Here is a 19,507-nt window from a genome sequence, read left to right as displayed (position 1 = left end):
TTATTGCGCAAATTTTTGAAATATTCTATAGTAATAATTAGCAGAACTCATTCAATTGTGAATTTTTTTTGACGAAAAAATGAATGAGTATTCATTCAAAATGTGTGAAGGGGGAGACAATGTTGAACCAACTTATTAAAAAAGCAGCTGTTCTAGGATCAGGAGTCATGGGATCGGGGATTGCTGCCCATCTAGCAAACATCGGTATACCAACATTATTATTGGATATTGTACCTCGGGAGTTAACCGACGATGAAAAAGCAAAAGGACTTACGTTAGAAGATAAGCAGGTCCGTAATCGCATTAGCAGCCAATCAATCCAAAAATTATTAAAGCAAAAACCAGCACCTTTAGCGGTAAAAAAGAACTTAACACTTATTGATGCAGGGAACTTAGAAGATGACCTAGTTAAATTAAAAGATGTGGACTGGGTAATCGAGGTTGTCGTTGAAAATCTCAATGTAAAGAAAGAGGTTTTTGAGAAAGTAGACCAATACAGAAAACCAGGAAGCATTATCAGCTCTAATACATCTGGTATATCTGTTGAGGCGATGGCAGAAGGAAGGTCAGAGGATTTTAAAAAGCATTTCCTCGGCACCCACTTCTTTAACCCGCCAAGATACTTAAAATTACTTGAAGTAATTCCAACGCAATACACTAGCCCAGAAGTCGTCTCTTTCTTGAAGACCTTTGGTGAGGATGTATTAGGAAAAGGTGTCGTTCTTGCAAAGGATACACCAAACTTTATTGCAAACCGGATTGGAACATATGGTCTCCTTATCACCGTACAAGAAATGATAAAGGGCGGCTATAGTGTTGGGGAAGTAGATTCTGTGACTGGACCATTAGTCGGTCGTCCTTCCAGTGCAACCTTCCGCACGCTGGATGTAGTAGGACTGGATACCTTTGCACATGTAGCAGGTAATGTGTATGAGAAAGTAACGGGTAAAGAAAAGGAAGTTTTCGAAGTCCCTGCATTTATGAAAACGATGCTTGAAAAAGGCTGGCTGGGGAGCAAATCCGGGCAAGGTTTCTTCTTGAAAAAAGGAAAAGAAATTCTTGAACTGGACCCTGCTACACTAGAATATATACCACGTAAAAAGCTGAAAACAGCAGCAACTGAATTGAGTAAGCAGGAAAAAGGAACAGTGAATAAATTGAAAGCGCTTGTATATGCGGAAGATTGTGCTGGTGAGCTGTTATGGAACATCTTTAGTCCGGTACTAGTATACTCTGCACAGCTTTTGGGAGAAATTGCTGAAACAATCGTTGACATTGACCGTGCCATGAAATGGGGCTTCGGCTGGGAACTGGGTCCGTTTGAAACATGGGATGCCATTGGATTAGAGAAGTCTATTGAGAAGATGAAGAATGAAGGTCAAGAAATCCCTGCTTGGGTGACTGATATGCTTGCTAAAGGGCATACATCGTTCTATTTAGAGGAAAATGGCGAAAGATTCTTCTACAACAAAGGTGAATACCGCCTGGTTGAAAGTAATCCAAAAGCGATTGATCTGAAAAAGTTGAAAAAGCAAAAAGGTGTTATTAAGAAGAATGGCGGTGCCAGCTTAATTGATTTAGGTGATGGAGTGGCACTCTTAGAATTCCATTCTCCGAATAATGCGATTGGTCTTGATATTATCCAGATGATTAACTTTGCCATAGACGAAGTGGAGAAAAATTACAAAGGACTTGTAATTGGTAACCAAGGTAAGAACTTCTGTGTCGGTGCAAACCTCGCGATGATGTTAATGGAAGCACAGGATGACAATATCTATGAGCTTGAAATGGTAATCCGTCAATTCCAAAATGCGATGATGAAGGTTAAATACAGTGCAAAACCAGTTGTAGCAGCACCATTTGCCATGACACTTGGGGGCGGAGCTGAGGTTTGTTTACCTGCAGCGCACATTCAAGCATCTGCAGAAACTTACATGGGGCTCGTTGAAGTCGGTGTTGGATTACTCCCTGGCGGCGGTGGTAATAAAGAGCTATATATTAAGCATTTAGAAGGACTGCCTAATGGCGTTCAAGTTGACCTGCAAGCTATTGCGAATAAAGCGTTTGAAACCATTGCTACTGCGAAAGTATCCACTTCTGGTGCAGAAGCACGTGAGAACAATTTCTTAGGCTTAGCAGATGGAATAAGCATGAACGGAGATCACTTATTGTACGATGCAAAGCAGGCTGTTCTTGCATTGTATGAGCAAGGATATGTACAAAAAGCCCGCAGAAAAGTGCCAGTTGTGGGTGATACAGGCTACGCGACACTATTATTAGGTGCACAAAATATGTTCCTTTCTGGATATATTTCAGAGCATGATTTAAAAATCGCCAAAAAGGTTGCCTATGTTATTGCAGGCGGCAAAGTGCCATATGGTACCGAAGTTGATGAGCAATATTTATTGGATCTAGAAAGAGAAGCTTTCTTAAGCTTAATTAGAGAAGGAAAAACACAACAGCGTATGCAGCACATGCTTGTAAAAGGAAAACCTTTAAGAAATTAATAGATTGCTACTATATGAGGAAAGTGAGGGAACGAAATGAGAGAAGCGGTAATCGTCGCCGGAGCTCGGACCCCGGTAGGTAAAGCGAAGAAAGGAACGCTTGCCCATGTTCGCCCTGATGATTTGGGAGCATTGGTTGTCAAAGAAACATTAAAGCGCGCCGGAAATTATGAAGGAAATATTGATGATTTAATCATGGGCTGTGCGATGCCAGAAGCAGAGCAGGGGAATAACATGGCTCGTAATATTGGTGCATTAGCAGGCCTGCCACACACAGTACCAGCCATCACTATTAATCGTTTTTGTTCATCTGGACTACAGGCAATTGCCTATGCAGCACAGGGAATAATGCTCGGACACACAGATACAGCAATTGCAGGCGGAGCCGAATCTATGAGTCTGATTCCAATGGCGGGGCATGTGGTTCGTCCCAATGTAAAATTAGCTGAAACAGCTCCAGAGTATTATATGGGAATGGGTCATACCGCAGAAGAAGTAGCAAAGAAATATGGTATTTCTCGTGAAGATCAAGACGCATTTGCCGTTCGAAGTCATCAGAAAGCGGCAAAAGCCATCCAAGAAGGAAAATTCGTAGACGAAATTGTTCCTGTTGATGTTACCTTCCGCACAGTTGGAAAGGACAATAAACTTTTAGAAAGGACCATTCAATTCTCGCAAGATGAGGGCGTCCGTCCTGATACGAACTTACAATCATTAGCAAAACTTCGCCCTGCCTTCTCAGTGACAGGTTCCGTTACTGCAGGGAATGCATCGCAAACAAGTGATGGAGCAGCAGCATTAATGATTATGGACCGTGAAAAGGCTGAGTCACTTGGACTAAAGCCATTAGCAAAATTCAGATCATTTGCAGTTGGAGGAGTACCACCGGAAATAATGGGAGTTGGTCCGGTAGTAGCAGTACCAAAAGCTGTTAAGCTGGCTGGGTTAGAGTTGTCGGATATTAACCTTTTTGAATTGAATGAAGCCTTTGCTTCCCAGTCCCTTCAAGTAATTCGAGAGCTTGGTCTGGATGAAGAAAAAGTAAATGTGAATGGTGGTGCCATCGCACTAGGTCATCCACTTGGATGTACAGGTGCAAAACTTACCTTAACACTTATCCATGAGCTAAAGCGCCGAAATCAACAATTTGGTGTAGTAACCATGTGTATAGGCGGCGGAATGGGTGCTGCAGGAGTATTTGAGCTTTTATAAAAGAATAGGAGGAAATTTTAATGGCACAACAAACTGAAAAAATCATAAAAGGCGGAAGCTTTTTAATCGATGATATTTCATTTGACCGTATTTTAACACCTGAGGATTTTAACGAAGAGCAATTAATGATTGCCAAAACAGCAGAAGACTTTATTGAAAAAGAAGTACTTCCACAGCTAGAACATCTTGAAAACCATGAATTTGACCGTACCGTAAAGCTTTTAAAGCAAGCGGGTGACCTTGGTCTGTTGGCTGCGGATGTACCTGAAGAGTATGAAGGTTTAGGGTTAGATAAAGTAACTTCATCACTTGTTACTGAAAAAATGTCAAAAGCTGGCGGCTTCTCTCTATCTTATGGAGCCCATGTTGGTATTGGCTCTCTGCCAATCGTTTTATTCGGTAACGAAGAGCAGAAGAAAAAATATTTACCTGCTCTTGCTTCAGGTGAAAAATTAGCTGCCTATGCTTTAACAGAGCCTGGTTCAGGTTCTGATGCTCTTGGCGCAAGAACAACTGCGAAATTAAATGCAGAAGGTACTCATTATATCCTAAACGGTGAAAAGCAATGGATTACCAATGCAGGTTTTGCAGATGTATTTGTTGTCTATACCAAAATTGATGGCGAGCACTTTACCGCATTCATTGTGGAAAGAGATTTCCCAGGAGTTTCTACTGGAGCAGAAGAAAAGAAAATGGGAATTAAGAGCTCATCCACTCGTACTCTTATCCTAGAAGATGTACCTGTTCCTGTTGAAAATCTATTAGGTGAATATGGCAAAGGTCATGTCATTGCGTTTAATATTTTAAACATCGGACGCTATAAATTAGCGGTTGGCGGTGTTGGCGGATCTAAGAATGCATTTGAGTTAGCGGTTAAATATGCAAACGGCCGTAAGCAATTTAACACACCAATTTCTCAGTTCAATTTAACAAAAGAGAAGTTCGGGACCATGGCTTCTAAAATCTATGCAGCAGAAAGCTCTGTCTACCGTACTATTGGATTATTCGAAGAAAATCAAGGCAAACTTACTACAGACGAGCAGAAGGATATTAAATTAGTGGCAAATTCTATTGCTGAATATGCGATTGAGTGCTCCGTAAATAAATTCTTTGCCAGTGAAGTATTAGATTATGTTGTTGACGAAGGTGTCCAAATTCACGGCGGATACGGCTTCATGCAAGAGTATACGATCGAAAGAGCCTACCGTGATTCCCGTATTAATCGAATTTTCGAAGGTACAAATGAAATTAACCGTCTTCTAGTACCAGGAACCTATATTAAAAAAGCTTTCAAAGGAGAGCTTCCGTTATTCCAAAAAGCAATGGCGCTTCAAGAAGAAATCATGATGTTAATGCCTGAAGAGCCAGGTGATGAGCCGCTTGCACAAGAAAAACATTTAGTAAGCAATGCTAAAAAGATCGGTTTGCTGGCAGCTGGTTTAGCTGCACAAAAATTTGGTAAAGCTCTTGATAAAGAACAGGAAATTTTATCAAATATTGCAGACATAGTTTCTAATGCATATGCAATGGAATCTGTCGTTTTACGTTCAGAAAAAGCAATTGCAAAGTCTGGTCTCGAAAAAAACAAACAAAAGCTTCTTTATACACAAATCTTTTGTCAGGAAGCTTTCAACGAAATCGAGCAGCATGCTAAAGAAACCTTGGTTGCTACTGAACAAGGGGATACTCTCCGTATGCTTGTATCTGCACTACGCAAACTTACTCGTCACACACCAATCAATGTGATTGCGAAGAAACGTGAAGCTGCTGATGTTGTTATTGAAGCTGAACGCTATATTGTTTAATTGATAAATTTTAGGCTCCCAGCGATATAGCGGGAGTCTAAAGTTTTTTTCTATGGTTTAGCAGGATTTTAGCGGAATTAGTCGAATTTTTAAGTGAACCATTTTTACTTTTTTTCCCGTTATGTTACTATTCAAGTGACGAATACCGTCATAATGTTTGGATTAGGAGGGTGGAAAGGATGTCTCTTACTTTTTACTGGTATCCGAAATGTGGTACCTGTCGAAATGCAAAGAAATGGCTAGATGAACATCATCTTTCCTACAAAGAAATACATATTGTTGAAACTCCACCATCTCGTGCTCAACTTCAGGATATCTACGAAAAGAGCAACCTTGAATTAAAGAAGTTCTTTAATACAAGTGGGCAGAAGTACCGTGAACTGGGTATAAAGGATAAAATTTCTTCTGCTTCTGAAGAGGAGCTGCTAGATCTGTTAGCTTCAGATGGGATGTTAATCAAAAGACCATTAGTAACGAATGGAGAAAAAGTGACAGTTGGCTTTAAAGAAGAAGAGTATGAGAAAATGTGGTTGTAAGCATTTTATTACTTTTCAAATTGTTAGTAGGGTAAAATCGATTTATGTCGATAATAATTTTAGAAAATAATGGAGGGATTTTGTAATGACGACACCAAAGGAATTGCGTTATTCTGAAGAACATGAATGGGTAAAGGTTGAAGGAGAAACTGTCCGTGTAGGGATTACTCACTTTGCACAATCTGAACTAGGCGATATCGTTTTCGTTGAACTCCCTGAAGTTGGCGATGAAGTGACTGCAGATGAGCCATTTGGAAGTGTTGAATCTGTAAAAACAGTTTCTGAATTATATGCACCTTTAAGTGGTAAGGTTGTACAAGTTAACGAAGATTTAAGTGATAGCCCTGAATTCGTAAACGAATCTCCATATGAAAAAGCATGGATGATCGTCATTGAGCCTTCTGATAACAGTGAATTGGACAACCTAATGACTGCAGAACAATATGAAGAAATGATTAAAGAAGACTAATATTACGTAAACACCTTGTTTATCAAGGTGTTTTTTTATGGGAAAAATTCGCACCTTCTATATTCTAAAACTAGGGGACACTATAATAAACTTTAACTAAAAGGGGCTCTTGGTATGACATTGAATCCGCAGAAAATTGATGTGACAGATCGAGTTATTGGAAAAATGGAAAATGGAGAAATGGAATTATTTCTTGATAACACTTCTATTGGAAAGATACAGATACCAGGGGACATGACATTTCAGTTAGATCAACGATTTGAAGTAGAGCAGCGGAAGATTTTTCAGAATGTGACAGTTACGGAACAGCCCGACGCAAAATATACAGATTGTGATGATGATGGTGGATGGTGCTAGGAGTATACTCATGAGCAAACACCTACTATCAAAAAGACAATCGTGGTATAGTTAACATATTCACACGTTATTAATGTTTTCGAATATGTTAACATCAAACAAATAACTTTCTTTCATATAGGTGATGAATGATGAATGATACGTATGGTGATAAAGTTCTGATTGTAGAAGGAAAATCAGATAAGAAAAAGGTGAAAAGTATCCTGAAGGAACCGATAGAGATTATTTGCACAAATGGAACCATCAGCATGACGAAATTGGAGGAATTAATAGATTCTCTAGAAGATAAAGAGGTCTATATCCTCGTTGATGCTGATGATGCAGGTGAGAAGCTTCGCAAACAATTAAAAAGGGAATTCCCTCAAGCGGAACATATTTATATAGACAGGATGTACCGTGAAGTAGCAACTGCTCCAGTGTACCATCTTGCAACAGTCCTTTTAGGTGCAAATATCGATGTTCATTCTGAATTTTTAGAGATGGGTTAAAAAATGAACGATTGGAACCTAGATGAAGTATCATCATTTTTAAATAATCATTCATCCGGACTTATTTACTTCTATACTCCTTTATGCGGTACTTGTCAGGTAGCATCGAGAATGCTCCATGTCATTGAAAATATGGTTGATGTGAAAATAGGAAAAATTAATCTGAATTATTATCCTGAGTTGGCGGAAAGGTTTGAAATTGAAAGTGTTCCATGCCTGTTATTCATCAAGGATGGAGAATTACTTGAAATGATTTATGCTTTCCACTCTGTTCCTTTCTTATATGAAAAAATTAAACAATTATCTAACTAAAACAGATGCAGGTGCGTCTGTTTTTTTTTGAAATAAAAAATAGATATTCATGGAAGAAATTAGGCAGGACTTTTAGTCGATTTACCCGAATATATAACAGGTGAGGGGAAGTATTCAATTATTTCATAAAATGATTTTTATTATAAAATTTGAGGAGTGCTAGTATGGGGGAAAATCAAAAAAATTATCGTTTTGAAACCTTAAGTGTTCATGGTGGTTTGGCTCCAGATCCAGTAACAGGGGCACGAGCAGTCCCAATCTACCAAAATAATGCCTATCAATTTAAAAATACGGATCATGCGGCAAATCTTTTTGCATTGAAGGAGCCTGGATACATATATACTCGAATCCATAACCCAACAACAACTGTTTTCGAAGAAAGAGTTGCATTGTTAGAAGGTGGAGTAGGAGCTCTTGCAGTAGCGAGTGGGATGGCTGCAATTACCCTAGCCATCTTAAATATTGCTGAAGCAGGTGATGAAATCGTTTCAGCATCAACTTTATATGGTGGGACATACAATTTATTTGCTGTTACGCTTCCGAAATATGGAATCAAGGTTAAGTTTGTAGACCCTGAAGATCCAGAAAATTTCCGTGCTGCGATTAGCGATAAAACAAAAGCTGTATTTGCGGAAACGATTGGTAATCCGTCTTTAAGAATTCTTGATATTGAAAAAGTAGCAGACATTGCTCATGAAGCAGGAGTTCCATTAATTATTGATAATACATTTGCCACACCATACCTATGCAGACCGATAGAATATGGGGCTGATATTGTTATTCATTCAGCAACAAAATGGCTTTTAGGAAATGGAACAACAACCGGTGGAGTTATCGTTGATGGAGGAAAGTTTGACTGGAATTCACCTAAATTCCCTGGTTTTACAACCCCTGATCCAAGTTATCATGATCTTGTTTATGCAGAAACACTGGGTGCTGTTGCTTATATTATAAAAGCACGTGTACAATTATTGCGTGACCTGGGACCTTCTTTAAGTCCGCAAAACGCATTTCAATTCACACTTGGACTTGAAACGCTTCATGTCCGGATGAAGGAACATATTGCGAATACTAAGGAAGTAGTAGCTTATTTATTAAATCATCCTGCTGTAGAATGGGTATCATATCCTGGACACAATTCGCACCCTGATTATGAATTAGCAAGCAAGTATTTACCAAAAGGAGCTGGATCCATCATTGTTTTTGGTATCAAAGGTGGAAGAGAAGCAGGAGCAAAGTTAATTGATGCTATTACCCTATTTGCCCATGTAGCGAATGTTGGTGACGCGAAAAGCTTAATTATTCACCCTGCCAGCACCACCCATCAGCAGCTAGATGCAGAAGGACTTAAAGCATCTGGGGTTTCTGAGGACTTAATTCGACTTTCTATTGGTATTGAGAATGTTGAGGACTTAATAGAAGACCTAGAAGCAGCCATAGAGGCAGCTACAGGTGTAGCATCTCTAAAAGCAAAAGCTTAATAAGGAAAAATATTTATTCGGAATTGGTACACAATTTCGTTGACACCCTTTTTTATTCATGGTACGATAATTTTTGTACTAAAATTAATTGCTCTAATTTAACGAACGTGTTAATTGAATATAGAATGCTGTAACTCTTATCAAGAGAGGTGGAGGGATGTGCCCGATGAAGCCCGGCAACCGTCAATATTTATTATTGAAATGGTGCCAATTCACACAAAGCGGAAGCTTTGGAAGATGGGAGAAAGGTCTTATTAATGATGCCTTTCTGCCTATGCAGAAAGGCTTTTTAATTTTTCTAATATAAGAATGTTTTTCTGGAAACAATCAAACCCTATATTTAAGCACTGCGGTCTAATCGGAATTTTTGCAATTCATATTTTATTGGATAAAAAGAAGGTGATGAAATGATTTCTATAAAAGATGTCCGAAAGGTTTTTCCTTCTAAACAGGGGCAGCTTAAAGCAGTTGATGATGTTAATTTAGAAATTAAAGAAGGAGAAATCTTTGGTGTAATCGGATATAGTGGTGCTGGAAAAAGCACTTTAATCCGAATGCTTAATGGACTGGAGCTGCCGACAGAAGGTTCTGTTACCGTAGCTGGTCGTGTTATTTCAAAAATTAGGGGCAGCGAGCTTCGAAAAGCACGTCAGGAAATTAGTATGATTTTTCAGCATTTTAATTTGCTCTGGTCAAGAACAGTTAGTGAGAATATTGCCTTCCCATTGGAGATTGCTGGAGTAGGTGGATTGGAAAGACAAAAACGAGTAAATGAACTGATTAAATTGGTAGGTCTTGAAGGTAGAGAAAATGCTTACCCATCACAGCTTAGCGGCGGTCAAAAACAGCGTGTAGGAATTGCACGAGCACTGGCCAACAATCCGAAAGTACTGCTTTGTGATGAAGCAACTTCAGCGCTAGACCCACAAACAACCGATTCCATTTTGGACTTGTTAGTTGATATTAATAAAAGACTAGGTTTAACCATCGTGTTAATTACACATGAAATGCATGTTATTCGGAAAATCTGTCATCGGGTAGCCGTTATGGAAAGTGGTAGAATTGTGGAGCTTGGTCAGGTGTTAGAAGTCTTTAAAAACCCCGAGCAGCCAATTACAAAACGGTTTGTTCAACAGGTAACAGTGCCTGAAGAAACAAAAGAAACGGCGGAGCATTTGTTAGAACGCTATCAATCAGGTCAGGTCGTTCAATTATCCTTTATCGGCGAGTCAGTCGAGCAACCGTTAATCACCAATTTAATCCGTCAAAATAATGTAACTGTCAACATTTTGCAGGGGAAAATTTCGCAAACGCAAAGTGGTTCCTATGGGACCCTCTTTATTCATCTTGATGGTGACGAATTAGAAGTTAACAAGGCAGTGGACTACATTCGCTCCCAGCAAGTCGGCGTGGAGGTGATTAGTAATGGCTAACTTTACGGAAATGGTAAAGTGGAATCAATTATTAGAAGCCACACGTGAAACCCTTTATATGACTTCCATTTCAGTCCTTACTACATTTATTTTGGGATTAGTGCTTGGTCTGCTGTTATTTTTAACGGGTAAAGGTAATATGTGGGAAAACAGGGGTATGAATGTTATTATTGCTGGATTTGTAAATATTTTCAGATCAATACCCTTTATTATCTTAATTGTATTATTAATTCCTTTTACTAAATTATTGATTGGAACCATGCTCGGTGCAAATGCGGCGTTGCCTGCCTTAATTATTGGAGCAGCTCCTTTTTACGCAAGAATGGTGGAGATTGCTCTTCGGGAAATCGATAAAGGTGTAATTGAGGCATCTCAATCAATGGGAGCAACACATGGTCATATTATTTTTAAAGTATTAATACCAGAATCTTTGCCGGCATTAATTTCAGGGATTACCGTCACGGCTATTTCGTTAGTCGGCTTTACAGCAATGGCCGGAGTAATTGGAGCAGGTGGACTTGGACATTTTGCCTATCTTGAAGGTTTTCAGCGCAATAGACCGATTGTTACGTTAGTTGCAACGATTGCCATTTTAATTTTAGTTTTTATCATCCAATTTATTGGAGATTATTTTACAAAGAAAACAGATAAACGATAACAGGAGGAGTTAGATTATGAAAAAAGCAGTTAGCATAATTATCATTGCGTTAGTAGCACTTGCCCTAACAGCTTGCGGTGGGGCTAAAAACGATACTGCAGATAAGGCAGGAGAAGAAGGAAACAAAAAATTAGTTGTTGGAGCTTCTGCTGTACCGCATGCGGAAGTGTTAGAGGCGGCAAAACCTTTATTAAAGGAAAAAGGCATTGATCTAGAAGTGCAAGTTTTTCAAGATTATATCCTACCAAACGTAGCATTAAGGGATAAAGAACTCGACGCAAACTATTTTCAAACACCAGGGTATTTAGAACTGCAAATGAAAGAAAATAAGGATTTTGATTTTGTAAGTGTTGGTGGAATTCATAAGGAACCAATCGGAATTTATTCTAAAAAATACAAAAGCTTAAAAGACCTTCCAAAAGGTGCAAAAATTATTATGAGTGATTCACTAAGTGACCATGGACGTATTTTACCTATTTTTGAAAAAGAAGGATTAATTAAGCTTAAAGAAGGCGTTGGAGCGAGTGCAAGAGTAGAGGATATTGTCGAAAATCCAAAGGACCTTGATTTCTCAACTCTAATTGAAGCAAAACTATTAGCTTCTTCTTTCGATAGCGGTGAAGGTGATGCGGTTGTGATTAATACGAACTACGCATTAGAGGGCGGTATTGACATTGGAAAGTATGGAATTGCATTTGAAGGCAATGAAGTTGTACCGGCAAACCTTGTTGTCGTTCGCTCTGAGGACAAAGACCGCGAAGAAATTAAAACACTTGTAGAGGTTCTACAATCAGAGGAAATTAATAAATTCCTGCAAGAAAAGTACCAAGGTGCTGTTATACCGGGAGAATAACCACAAATTTGTAAATTAGTCTAAAAAAATACTAATAAATAGGAAGAAAGCAGGAAGCCGGTGATGATGATTCACTGGCTTTCTTTTTTATCTATCACAGTAATATACATTAATCCGGTGGATAGGTAAAAATAGGTAGGAAATAATAATAGCGAAGCCTTGGCAAACTAGAGAAAAATAAGTTATGATTTAGTTCGTATGTGAATACATAAAGCGGTCACAAGTTTTCAAATTCTGAATTTATTATAGTAGAAACACATCTTGTCTACTAATTCATTCTCATTTGGATTGTGTTGAGTGAAAATAAAAATCTTTTATCTATTCATAAAAGTTAATACTGTTTATAAGTTGCTAACAGATTCGATTTGTTATAAGATTGTAATGAGAATAAAGTGAGAATAGAGTTTTGGGGCCAAGTGTTTTAGGCTACAAGATACAAAATTATCTTTGCGGAGGTATATATATGGCTGGATCAAAATTAACAATCAAAGATTTACATGTAGGAATTGATGGAAAAGAAATTTTAAAAGGGGTAAACCTTGAAATAAAAGGTGGAGAAATCCACGCAATCATGGGACCAAATGGTACTGGTAAATCTACTTTATCTTCTGCTATCATGGGTCATCCGAAATATGAAGTAACTAGCGGAAATATTACTTTAGATGATCAAAATGTTCTTGAAATGGAAGTAGATGAGCGTGCGCGTGCTGGACTATTTTTAGCAATGCAATACCCAAGTGAAATTAACGGGGTAACAAATGCCGATTTCCTACGTTCTGCGCTAAATAGCCGTCTAGGAGAAGGAAATGAGATTTCTCTTATGAAATTTATCCGTAAAATGGATAAGCAAATGGAATTCCTTGAAATGGATCTTGATATGGCACAGCGTTACCTAAATGAAGGATTCTCAGGTGGAGAGAAAAAACGTAATGAGATTTTACAATTAATGATGCTTGAGCCAAAAATCGCAATTTTAGACGAAATTGACTCTGGATTAGATATTGATGCTTTAAAGGTAGTTTCAAAAGGAATCAATCAAATGCGCGGAGAAGAATTTGGCTGTTTAGTCATTACTCACTATCAACGACTTTTAAATTATATCACTCCTGACTATGTGCATGTTATGATGCAGGGACGTATTGTGAAATCAGGCGGACCAGAACTTGCACAACGCTTAGAAGCAGAAGGATATGACTGGATCAAGCAAGAGCTCGGAATCGAAGATGAAACAGTTGGGCAAGAAGCGTAAGAGTTAGCGTTAGGAGGATAATCATGACAACAGAAACGAATTTATCATTTGATAAAGATTTTGTTCGTTCGTTTTCAAAAGAAATGAACGAGCCTGCGTGGATGGAAGAATTTCGTCTAAAAGCATTAGAACTGAGCGAAACCCTTCCAATGCCACGACCAGATAAAACAAAAATTGAGAAGTGGAACTTCACTCAATTTGATGCGCATACCGTAAAAAGTGATGCCTTTACTTCACTTGCTGAGCTTCCAGAGGAAGTAAAAGCATTAATAGGTGATGAGTCGACAGCTAAAAATTTGTATATTCAACGAAATCATACACCTGCTTACATTTCTTTAACAGAGGAATTAAAAGGGCAGGGCGTCATTTTTACGGATATCTTTACAGCAGTTCGTGAACATAGTGAACTTGTAAAAAAATATATATTAACAGAAGCGGTCAAAACGGACGAACACCGTCTAATTGCCCTACATGCAGCACTTATTAATGGTGGAGCATTCTTATACATTCCTAAAAATGTTGAGATTAAAGAGCCAATCCATTCTATTTACTTACATGATCATGCTGATGCAAACCTAGTCAATCATGTCATAGTGGTTGCAGATGATAATAGCTCAGTTACGTATGTAGAGAACTATCTTTCAACACTTGAATCTTCCAATAGTGTTTTTAATATCGTGACAGAGGTAATTGCTAAGGCTGGTGCCAAAGTTCAGTATGGTGCTGTTGATACTCTTGCTAAGGGCATAACAACTTATGTGAACCGTCGTGGATCCGCTGGAAGAGATGCTCGGATTGAATGGGCACTTGGCTTGATGAATGAAGGAAATACCATTTCTGAGAATACGACCAACCTAGTTGGTGATGGTGCTTACGGTGATACCAAGACAGTTGTTGTCGGACGTGGTGAACAGACACAAAACTTTACGACAAAGGTTGTTCATTTTGGTAAAAACACAGAAGGTTATATTTTAAAGCACGGTGTAATGAAGGACAGCGCTTCTTCCATCTTTAATGGAATTGGTCATATCCTGCATGGTGCATCGAAATCAAATGCAGAACAGGAATCACGTGTGCTAATGCTTAGCGAAAAAGCTCGTGGCGATGCCAATCCAATTCTTCTTATTGATGAAGATGATGTAACAGCTGGTCACGCTGCTTCAGTTGGACGTGTTGATCCGGTTCAACTTTACTACTTAATGAGCCGCGGAATTCCGAAAAAAGAAGCAGAACGTTTGGTTATCCATGGTTTCCTTGCTCCGGTAGTGAATCAGCTTCCAATTGAAGGAGTTAAAAAGCAGTTAACTGCAGTGATTGAAAGGAAAGTACGATAATGAATGTCCAAGATATTCGTCGTCAATTTCCTATTTTAGATCAGGAAGTAAATGGAAAACCTCTAGTCTATCTGGATAGTTCAGCAACATCTCAGAAACCAATCCAAGTCATTGAGACAATGGAAAAATATTATAAAGAAATCAATTCCAATGTCCATCGTGGTGTTCACACACTCGGAACAAGAGCAACGGATGCATACGAAGGGGCAAGGGAAAAGGTTCGAAAGTTTATAAATGCAAAATCCACCCAGGAAGTTATTTTTACCCGGGGTACGACAACAGCTTTAAATACGGTTGCCGCAAGCTATGCGCAAGCGTTTCTAAATGCTGGTGATGAGATTGTCATTACGTATATGGAGCACCACAGTAATATTATTCCTTGGCAGCAGGTTGCGAAACGTACGGGAGCACTGTTAAAGTACATCCCACTACAAGAAGACGGAACGATTTCTCTTGATGATGTTCGAGCAACCGTCACAGCTAACACCCGTGTTGTTTCTGTCATGCAGGTTTCAAATGTACTAGGTGTCATTAATCCTGTTAAAGAAATTGCTAAAATTGCTCACGAGAATGGTGCTATTATGGTAGTCGATGGTGCACAAAGTGCGCCTCATATGAAAATTGATGTTCAAGATTTAGACTGTGACTTCTTAGCTTTTTCTGGACATAAGATGTGTGCTCCTACTGGTATCGGGGTACTATATGGGAAAAAGCATTTGTTAGAAAAAATGGAACCAATTGAATTCGGCGGAGAAATGATCGATTTTGTTCATTTACAAGAATCTACTTGGAAAGAGCTCCCGTGGAAGTTCGAAGCCGGAACACCAATCATTGCGGGTGCAATTGGTCTTGGCGCTGCCATAGACTTTTTAAATGAGATTGGCTTAGAAAATATTGCAGAACACGAGCATAAGCTTGCGGCATACGCATTAGATAAAATGTCTTCTGTTCCTGGAATGACCATTTACGGACCATTAGATGCTGCAAAACGTGCAGGTCTTGTTACTTTTAATATTAGCGATGTACATCCGCATGATGTCGCTACTGTTCTTGACGCAGAAGGAATTGCTGTCCGGGCAGGACATCATTGTGCACAGCCATTAATGAAATGGTTGAAGGCTTCAGCAACTGCTCGTGCAAGCTTTTATTTATACAACACAGAAGACGATATTGATAAACTGGTTGAAGGACTTGTTAAAACAAAGGAGTATTTCAGCGATGTCTTCTAATAATTTAGATAATCTATACCGTCGTGTCATTATGGATCATTATAAAAATCCACGTAATCGTGGGATTTTAGAAGATGGAAGTCATACAATTAATATGAACAACCCTACTTGCGGAGATCGAATTCAATTAACTTTTAAGGTTGAAGATGGAGTCGTAATCGACGCAAGATTTGAGGGAGAAGGCTGTTCCATTTCAATGTCATCTGCTTCGATGATGACCCAAGCAATTAAAGGGAAAAAAGTCGAGGAAGCGATCAAGCTTTCAAAGATATTTTCCGATATTATGCAAGGAAAAGATTATGATGACGATATCGATTTAGGTGATATTGAAGCACTTCAGGGTGTTGCCAAATTTCCAGCACGGATTAAATGTGCCACGTTAGCGTGGAAGGCAATGGAAAAAGGATTAACTGAAGAGGAACAACAATAAAACGAAATTGCGGTAGGAGATGTCTAGCTCCAGCGCCTGGCCCCTCGTGGTCGCTTCGGTCCTCCCGATGAAGTCAAAGAACGACTTCACCGTCAGGACCGCAAGTAGCTGTCGGGGCTGAGCAAGGCGCTTCCGCTTTTCAATGAAGGAGGAACAGGTCGATGGCGAAAAAAATGCCGGAAATCGGTGATTATAAATACGGTTTTGCCGATAAAGATGTTTCTATATTCCGTTCAAAGCGTGGATTAACTAGCGACATTGTTAAAGAGATTTCGAAGTTAAAAAACGAACCTCAATGGATGCTCGACTTCCGTTTGAAATCACTTGAGCATTTTTACAAAATGCCAATGCCACAATGGGGCGGAGATTTAGCTCCGTTAAACTTTGACGAAATCACTTATTATGTAAAACCATCTGAGAAATCGGAAAAATCTTGGGATGAAGTTCCTGAAGAGATTAAAGCAACGTTTGATAAGCTTGGAATTCCAGAAGCAGAGCAAAAATATCTTGCTGGTGTATCTGCTCAATATGAATCTGAGGTAGTTTACCATAACATGAAGGAAGAACTTGAAGATTTGGGTATCGTTTTTAAAGATACTGATTCTGCTCTAAGAGAAAATGAAGATATTTTCCGTGAGCACTGGGCGAAGGTTATTCCTCCAACGGATAACAAATTTGCTGCATTGAATTCTGCAGTTTGGTCTGGCGGCTCGTTCATCTATGTTCCACCAGGTGTTAAAGTAGATACTCCTTTACAGGCGTACTTCCGAATTAACTCAGAAAATATGGGACAATTTGAGCGTACATTAATCATTGTTGATGAAGGCGCACATGTTCATTATGTAGAAGGCTGTACGGCCCCTGTTTATACAACCAACTCACTTCATAGTGCGGTTGTTGAGATTATCATTAAAAAAGATGCTTATTGCCGTTACACAACGATTCAAAACTGGGCAAACAATGTATTCAATCTTGTTACAAAGCGTGCTGTTTGTGAAGCGAATGCAACTATGGAATGGATTGATGGTAACATCGGTTCAAAATTAACGATGAAGTATCCTGCTGTTATATTAAAAGGTGAAGGCGCACGTGGAATGACGTTATCGATTGCCATTGCCGGTAAAGGTCAGCACCAGGATGCTGGAGCAAAGATGATTCACTTAGCTCCAAATACTTCTTCAACCATTGTTTCTAAATCAATTTCTAAGCATGGTGGTAAAGTAACCTACCGTGGTGTTGTTCACTTCGGACGTAAAGCAGATGGCGCACGTGCAAATATCGAATGTGATACGTTGATTATGGATAATCAATCAACATCTGATACCATTCCATACAACGAAATTCTAAACGATAACATTTCACTTGAGCATGAAGCTAAGGTTTCTAAAGTATCTGAAGAGCAGCTCTTCTACTTAATGAGCCGTGGTATTTCAGAACAAGAAGCAACTGAAATGATTGTTATGGGCTTCATCGAGCCTTTCACAAAAGAACTACCAATGGAATACGCAGTCGAAATGAACCGTCTAATCAAATTCGAGATGGAAGGTTCTATCGGATAAAAGTATTGGTCCGCTTGCCGTTTAGGCAGGCGGATTTTTCATTATTAGGTCGATGAGAACTGGAAACCCCTTGAAAAAGGACAAGCGATCACTCAAGGCTCATGAGAGCCCGAGAACCTCCCGAAAAAGGACAAACGGTCACTCATAAGGTTCATGAGAGTCCAAGACCCTCCTGGAAAAGGAAAAGCGGTCACTCATAAGGTCGATGAGAGCCCAAGAACCTCCTGAAAAAGGACAAGCGGTCACTCATAAGATTCATGAGAGCCCGAGAACCTCCCGAAAAAGGACAAACGGTCACTCATAAGGTTCATGAGAGCCCAAGATCCTCCTGGAAAAGGACAAAGGGTCACTCATAAGATTCATGAGAGCCCGAGAACCTCCCGAAAAAGGACAAACGGTCACTCATAAGGTTCATGAGAGCTCAAGATCCTCCTGGAAAAGGATAAGCGGTCACTGATAAGGTCGATGAGAGCCCAAGAACCTCCTGAAACTCATAAGGTTCATGAGAGCCTGAGAACCTCTTGAAAGAGGAAAAGAGGTCACTCATAAGGTCGATGAGAGCCTGAGAACCTCTTGAAAGAGGACAAGCGGTCACACCCATAAGCAACATGAGAGCCCGAGAACTTCTTAGAATAGGAAAAGCAGTCACTCATATAGCTGATGATTTAGTACAAAAAGTGTGAATCACCGGAATACGTTAAAAAATAAGGTTATGCTATTATTAAAGGTGGAGGTGAGCAGGGTTGATTTATATTGGTGTAACAGGTTGGGGAGACCATGATAGCTTGTATCCTGGTCAAGTTTCTTCACGCGATAAGTTAAAAGAATATGCGGGTCATTTTCCAACAGTAGAAGTGGATACCGCTTTTTATGCCATTCAACCGAAGAGGAATGCAGCTAAATGGGTAAACGATACACCAGACTCCTTCCAGTTCATTGTGAAAGCCTACCAGGGTATGACCGGTCATGAGCGCGGTGAAATTCCATTCGCAACGAAGCAAGAAATGTTCCAGGCTTTTAAAGAATCTTTAGATCCATACATAGAAGCAAACAAATTAGCAATGGTCCTTTTTCAATTTCCGCCATGGTTTGATTGTAAGCGGGAAAATGTTGAATATTTACGATGGTGCAAAAATGTTATGGGTGACTTACCCTGTGCCCTTGAGTTTAGGCACCAATCTTGGTTTACACCTCGTTATCGCCAGCATACGCTTGATTTTATGAAAGAGGAAAAATGGATACATAGTATTTGTGATGAGCCCCAATCAGGTGAGGGGTCTATTCCAGCAATAATAGAGGCGATTGATTCCGAGAATCTTCTGATTCGATTCCATGGACGTAACGTTCATGGCTGGCAAAAACGTAATGCTGAGAATTGGCGTGAGGTTCGGTACCTCTATCGGTACAATCAACAAGAACTCCAGGAATGGGCTGATACGATCACAAAATTAGCCAAGGAATCTACAAATGTCTACGTTCTATTTAACAATAATTCCGGCGGGGATGCTGCAGATAACGCAAAAGAAATGATTACCCTTTTAGATATAAAATATGAGGACCTTGCACCTAGACAACTAGATCTATTTTAAAAAAGG

18 protein-coding genes and 1 riboswitch are annotated in these 19,507 nt (G+C 39.3%); all 18 genes read left to right on the top strand.

Annotated features, from left to right (window positions below; translation table 11 throughout):
• Positions 1–119: 119 nt before the first annotated feature.
• A complete protein-coding gene (locus tag TR08_RS10235; RefSeq protein ID WP_370576292.1) occupies positions 120–2,507 on the top strand; it encodes a 3-hydroxyacyl-CoA dehydrogenase/enoyl-CoA hydratase family protein in 2,388 nt (795 codons plus the stop codon).
• Between the two features lie 36 nt (positions 2,508–2,543).
• Entirely contained in the window at positions 2,544–3,719 is a 1,176-nt protein-coding gene (locus TR08_RS10230) for an acetyl-CoA C-acetyltransferase (protein WP_045518013.1), read from the top strand.
• Positions 3,720–3,739: 20 nt separating this feature from the next.
• The gene (locus tag TR08_RS10225) at positions 3,740–5,524 is read left to right on the top strand and encodes an acyl-CoA dehydrogenase family protein (RefSeq protein WP_045518011.1); all 1,785 of its coding nucleotides are present in this window, start codon (positions 3,740–3,742) and stop codon (positions 5,522–5,524) included.
• A gap of 179 nt (positions 5,525–5,703) precedes the next feature.
• Positions 5,704–6,060, top strand: coding sequence for an arsenate reductase family protein (locus TR08_RS10220; protein ID WP_045518009.1), 357 nt, complete (start codon positions 5,704–5,706; stop codon positions 6,058–6,060).
• An 85-nt stretch (positions 6,061–6,145) separates the two neighbouring features.
• On the top strand, positions 6,146–6,529 hold the full coding sequence (gcvH, locus tag TR08_RS10215) for a glycine cleavage system protein GcvH (RefSeq protein WP_045518007.1): 384 nt from the start codon (positions 6,146–6,148) through the stop codon (positions 6,527–6,529).
• Between the two features lie 114 nt (positions 6,530–6,643).
• Positions 6,644–6,886 carry a YusG family protein gene (locus tag TR08_RS10210; RefSeq protein ID WP_045518006.1) on the top strand — a complete coding sequence of 81 codons (243 nt, stop codon included), beginning with the start codon at positions 6,644–6,646 and terminating at the stop codon, positions 6,884–6,886.
• A gap of 131 nt (positions 6,887–7,017) precedes the next feature.
• Positions 7,018–7,374 carry a toprim domain-containing protein gene (locus TR08_RS10205; RefSeq protein WP_045518005.1) on the top strand — a complete coding sequence of 119 codons (357 nt, stop codon included), beginning with the start codon at positions 7,018–7,020 and terminating at the stop codon, positions 7,372–7,374.
• A gap of 3 nt (positions 7,375–7,377) precedes the next feature.
• Positions 7,378–7,686 carry a thioredoxin family protein gene (locus TR08_RS10200; RefSeq protein ID WP_045518004.1) on the top strand — a complete coding sequence of 103 codons (309 nt, stop codon included), beginning with the start codon at positions 7,378–7,380 and terminating at the stop codon, positions 7,684–7,686.
• A 164-nt stretch (positions 7,687–7,850) separates the two neighbouring features.
• Positions 7,851–9,167, top strand: a complete 1,317-nt coding sequence (locus tag TR08_RS10195) for an O-acetylhomoserine aminocarboxypropyltransferase/cysteine synthase family protein (protein WP_045518003.1) — start codon at positions 7,851–7,853, stop codon at positions 9,165–9,167.
• A gap of 134 nt (positions 9,168–9,301) precedes the next feature.
• Positions 9,302–9,411, top strand: a riboswitch (SAM riboswitch).
• Between the two features lie 163 nt (positions 9,412–9,574).
• The gene (locus TR08_RS10190) at positions 9,575–10,600 is read left to right on the top strand and encodes a methionine ABC transporter ATP-binding protein (protein WP_045518002.1); all 1,026 of its coding nucleotides are present in this window, start codon (positions 9,575–9,577) and stop codon (positions 10,598–10,600) included.
• Positions 10,593–11,258, top strand: a complete 666-nt coding sequence (locus tag TR08_RS10185; protein WP_045518001.1) for a methionine ABC transporter permease — start codon at positions 10,593–10,595, stop codon at positions 11,256–11,258. The genes TR08_RS10190 and TR08_RS10185 overlap by 8 nt, the downstream gene beginning before the upstream one ends.
• Positions 11,259–11,274: 16 nt before the next feature.
• On the top strand, positions 11,275–12,111 hold the full coding sequence (locus tag TR08_RS10180; protein ID WP_045518000.1) for a MetQ/NlpA family ABC transporter substrate-binding protein: 837 nt from the start codon (positions 11,275–11,277) through the stop codon (positions 12,109–12,111).
• A 463-nt stretch (positions 12,112–12,574) separates the two neighbouring features.
• Positions 12,575–13,360 carry a Fe-S cluster assembly ATPase SufC gene (gene sufC / locus TR08_RS10175; protein WP_045517998.1) on the top strand — a complete coding sequence of 262 codons (786 nt, stop codon included), beginning with the start codon at positions 12,575–12,577 and terminating at the stop codon, positions 13,358–13,360.
• Positions 13,361–13,383: 23 nt separating this feature from the next.
• Entirely contained in the window at positions 13,384–14,694 is a 1,311-nt protein-coding gene (gene sufD / locus TR08_RS10170; protein ID WP_045517996.1) for a Fe-S cluster assembly protein SufD, read from the top strand.
• Entirely contained in the window at positions 14,694–15,923 is a 1,230-nt protein-coding gene (locus tag TR08_RS10165; protein ID WP_045517994.1) for a cysteine desulfurase, read from the top strand. Before sufD ends, TR08_RS10165 begins: the two co-directional genes overlap by 1 nt.
• The gene (sufU, locus tag TR08_RS10160; protein ID WP_045517992.1) at positions 15,913–16,353 is read left to right on the top strand and encodes a Fe-S cluster assembly sulfur transfer protein SufU; all 441 of its coding nucleotides are present in this window, start codon (positions 15,913–15,915) and stop codon (positions 16,351–16,353) included. Before TR08_RS10165 ends, sufU begins: the two co-directional genes overlap by 11 nt.
• Positions 16,354–16,514: 161 nt before the next feature.
• Positions 16,515–17,912, top strand: a complete 1,398-nt coding sequence (gene sufB, locus TR08_RS10155) for a Fe-S cluster assembly protein SufB (protein WP_045517989.1) — start codon at positions 16,515–16,517, stop codon at positions 17,910–17,912.
• A gap of 743 nt (positions 17,913–18,655) precedes the next feature.
• On the top strand, positions 18,656–19,501 hold the full coding sequence (locus TR08_RS10150) for a DUF72 domain-containing protein (protein ID WP_045517987.1): 846 nt from the start codon (positions 18,656–18,658) through the stop codon (positions 19,499–19,501).
• Positions 19,502–19,507 lie beyond the last annotated feature (6 nt).

Origin of the sequence: Neobacillus niacini (genome assembly GCF_000759675.1) — a bacterium.
Classification (GTDB): domain Bacteria; phylum Bacillota; class Bacilli; order Bacillales; family Cytobacillaceae; genus Neobacillus; species Neobacillus niacini_A.
This window is presented reverse-complemented; position numbering and strand designations above follow the sequence as displayed.

Coding starts and splice junctions, on each gene's coding strand:
- sufU (WP_045517992.1), top strand. CDS start 15,913: ATGTCTTCTAATAATTTAGATAATCTATACCGTCGTGTCATTATGGAT.
- gcvH (WP_045518007.1), top strand. CDS start 6,146: ATGACGACACCAAAGGAATTGCGTTATTCTGAAGAACATGAATGGGTA.
- sufD (WP_045517996.1), top strand. CDS start 13,384: ATGACAACAGAAACGAATTTATCATTTGATAAAGATTTTGTTCGTTCG.
- TR08_RS10190 (WP_045518002.1), top strand. CDS start 9,575: ATGATTTCTATAAAAGATGTCCGAAAGGTTTTTCCTTCTAAACAGGGG.
- TR08_RS10225 (WP_045518011.1), top strand. CDS start 3,740: ATGGCACAACAAACTGAAAAAATCATAAAAGGCGGAAGCTTTTTAATC.
- TR08_RS10235 (WP_370576292.1), top strand. CDS start 120: ATGTTGAACCAACTTATTAAAAAAGCAGCTGTTCTAGGATCAGGAGTC.
- TR08_RS10205 (WP_045518005.1), top strand. CDS start 7,018: ATGAATGATACGTATGGTGATAAAGTTCTGATTGTAGAAGGAAAATCA.
- TR08_RS10185 (WP_045518001.1), top strand. CDS start 10,593: ATGGCTAACTTTACGGAAATGGTAAAGTGGAATCAATTATTAGAAGCC.
- TR08_RS10165 (WP_045517994.1), top strand. CDS start 14,694: ATGAATGTCCAAGATATTCGTCGTCAATTTCCTATTTTAGATCAGGAA.
- sufC (WP_045517998.1), top strand. CDS start 12,575: ATGGCTGGATCAAAATTAACAATCAAAGATTTACATGTAGGAATTGAT.
- TR08_RS10200 (WP_045518004.1), top strand. CDS start 7,378: ATGAACGATTGGAACCTAGATGAAGTATCATCATTTTTAAATAATCAT.
- TR08_RS10220 (WP_045518009.1), top strand. CDS start 5,704: ATGTCTCTTACTTTTTACTGGTATCCGAAATGTGGTACCTGTCGAAAT.
- TR08_RS10230 (WP_045518013.1), top strand. CDS start 2,544: ATGAGAGAAGCGGTAATCGTCGCCGGAGCTCGGACCCCGGTAGGTAAA.
- TR08_RS10180 (WP_045518000.1), top strand. CDS start 11,275: ATGAAAAAAGCAGTTAGCATAATTATCATTGCGTTAGTAGCACTTGCC.
- TR08_RS10195 (WP_045518003.1), top strand. CDS start 7,851: ATGGGGGAAAATCAAAAAAATTATCGTTTTGAAACCTTAAGTGTTCAT.
- TR08_RS10210 (WP_045518006.1), top strand. CDS start 6,644: ATGACATTGAATCCGCAGAAAATTGATGTGACAGATCGAGTTATTGGA.
- sufB (WP_045517989.1), top strand. CDS start 16,515: ATGGCGAAAAAAATGCCGGAAATCGGTGATTATAAATACGGTTTTGCC.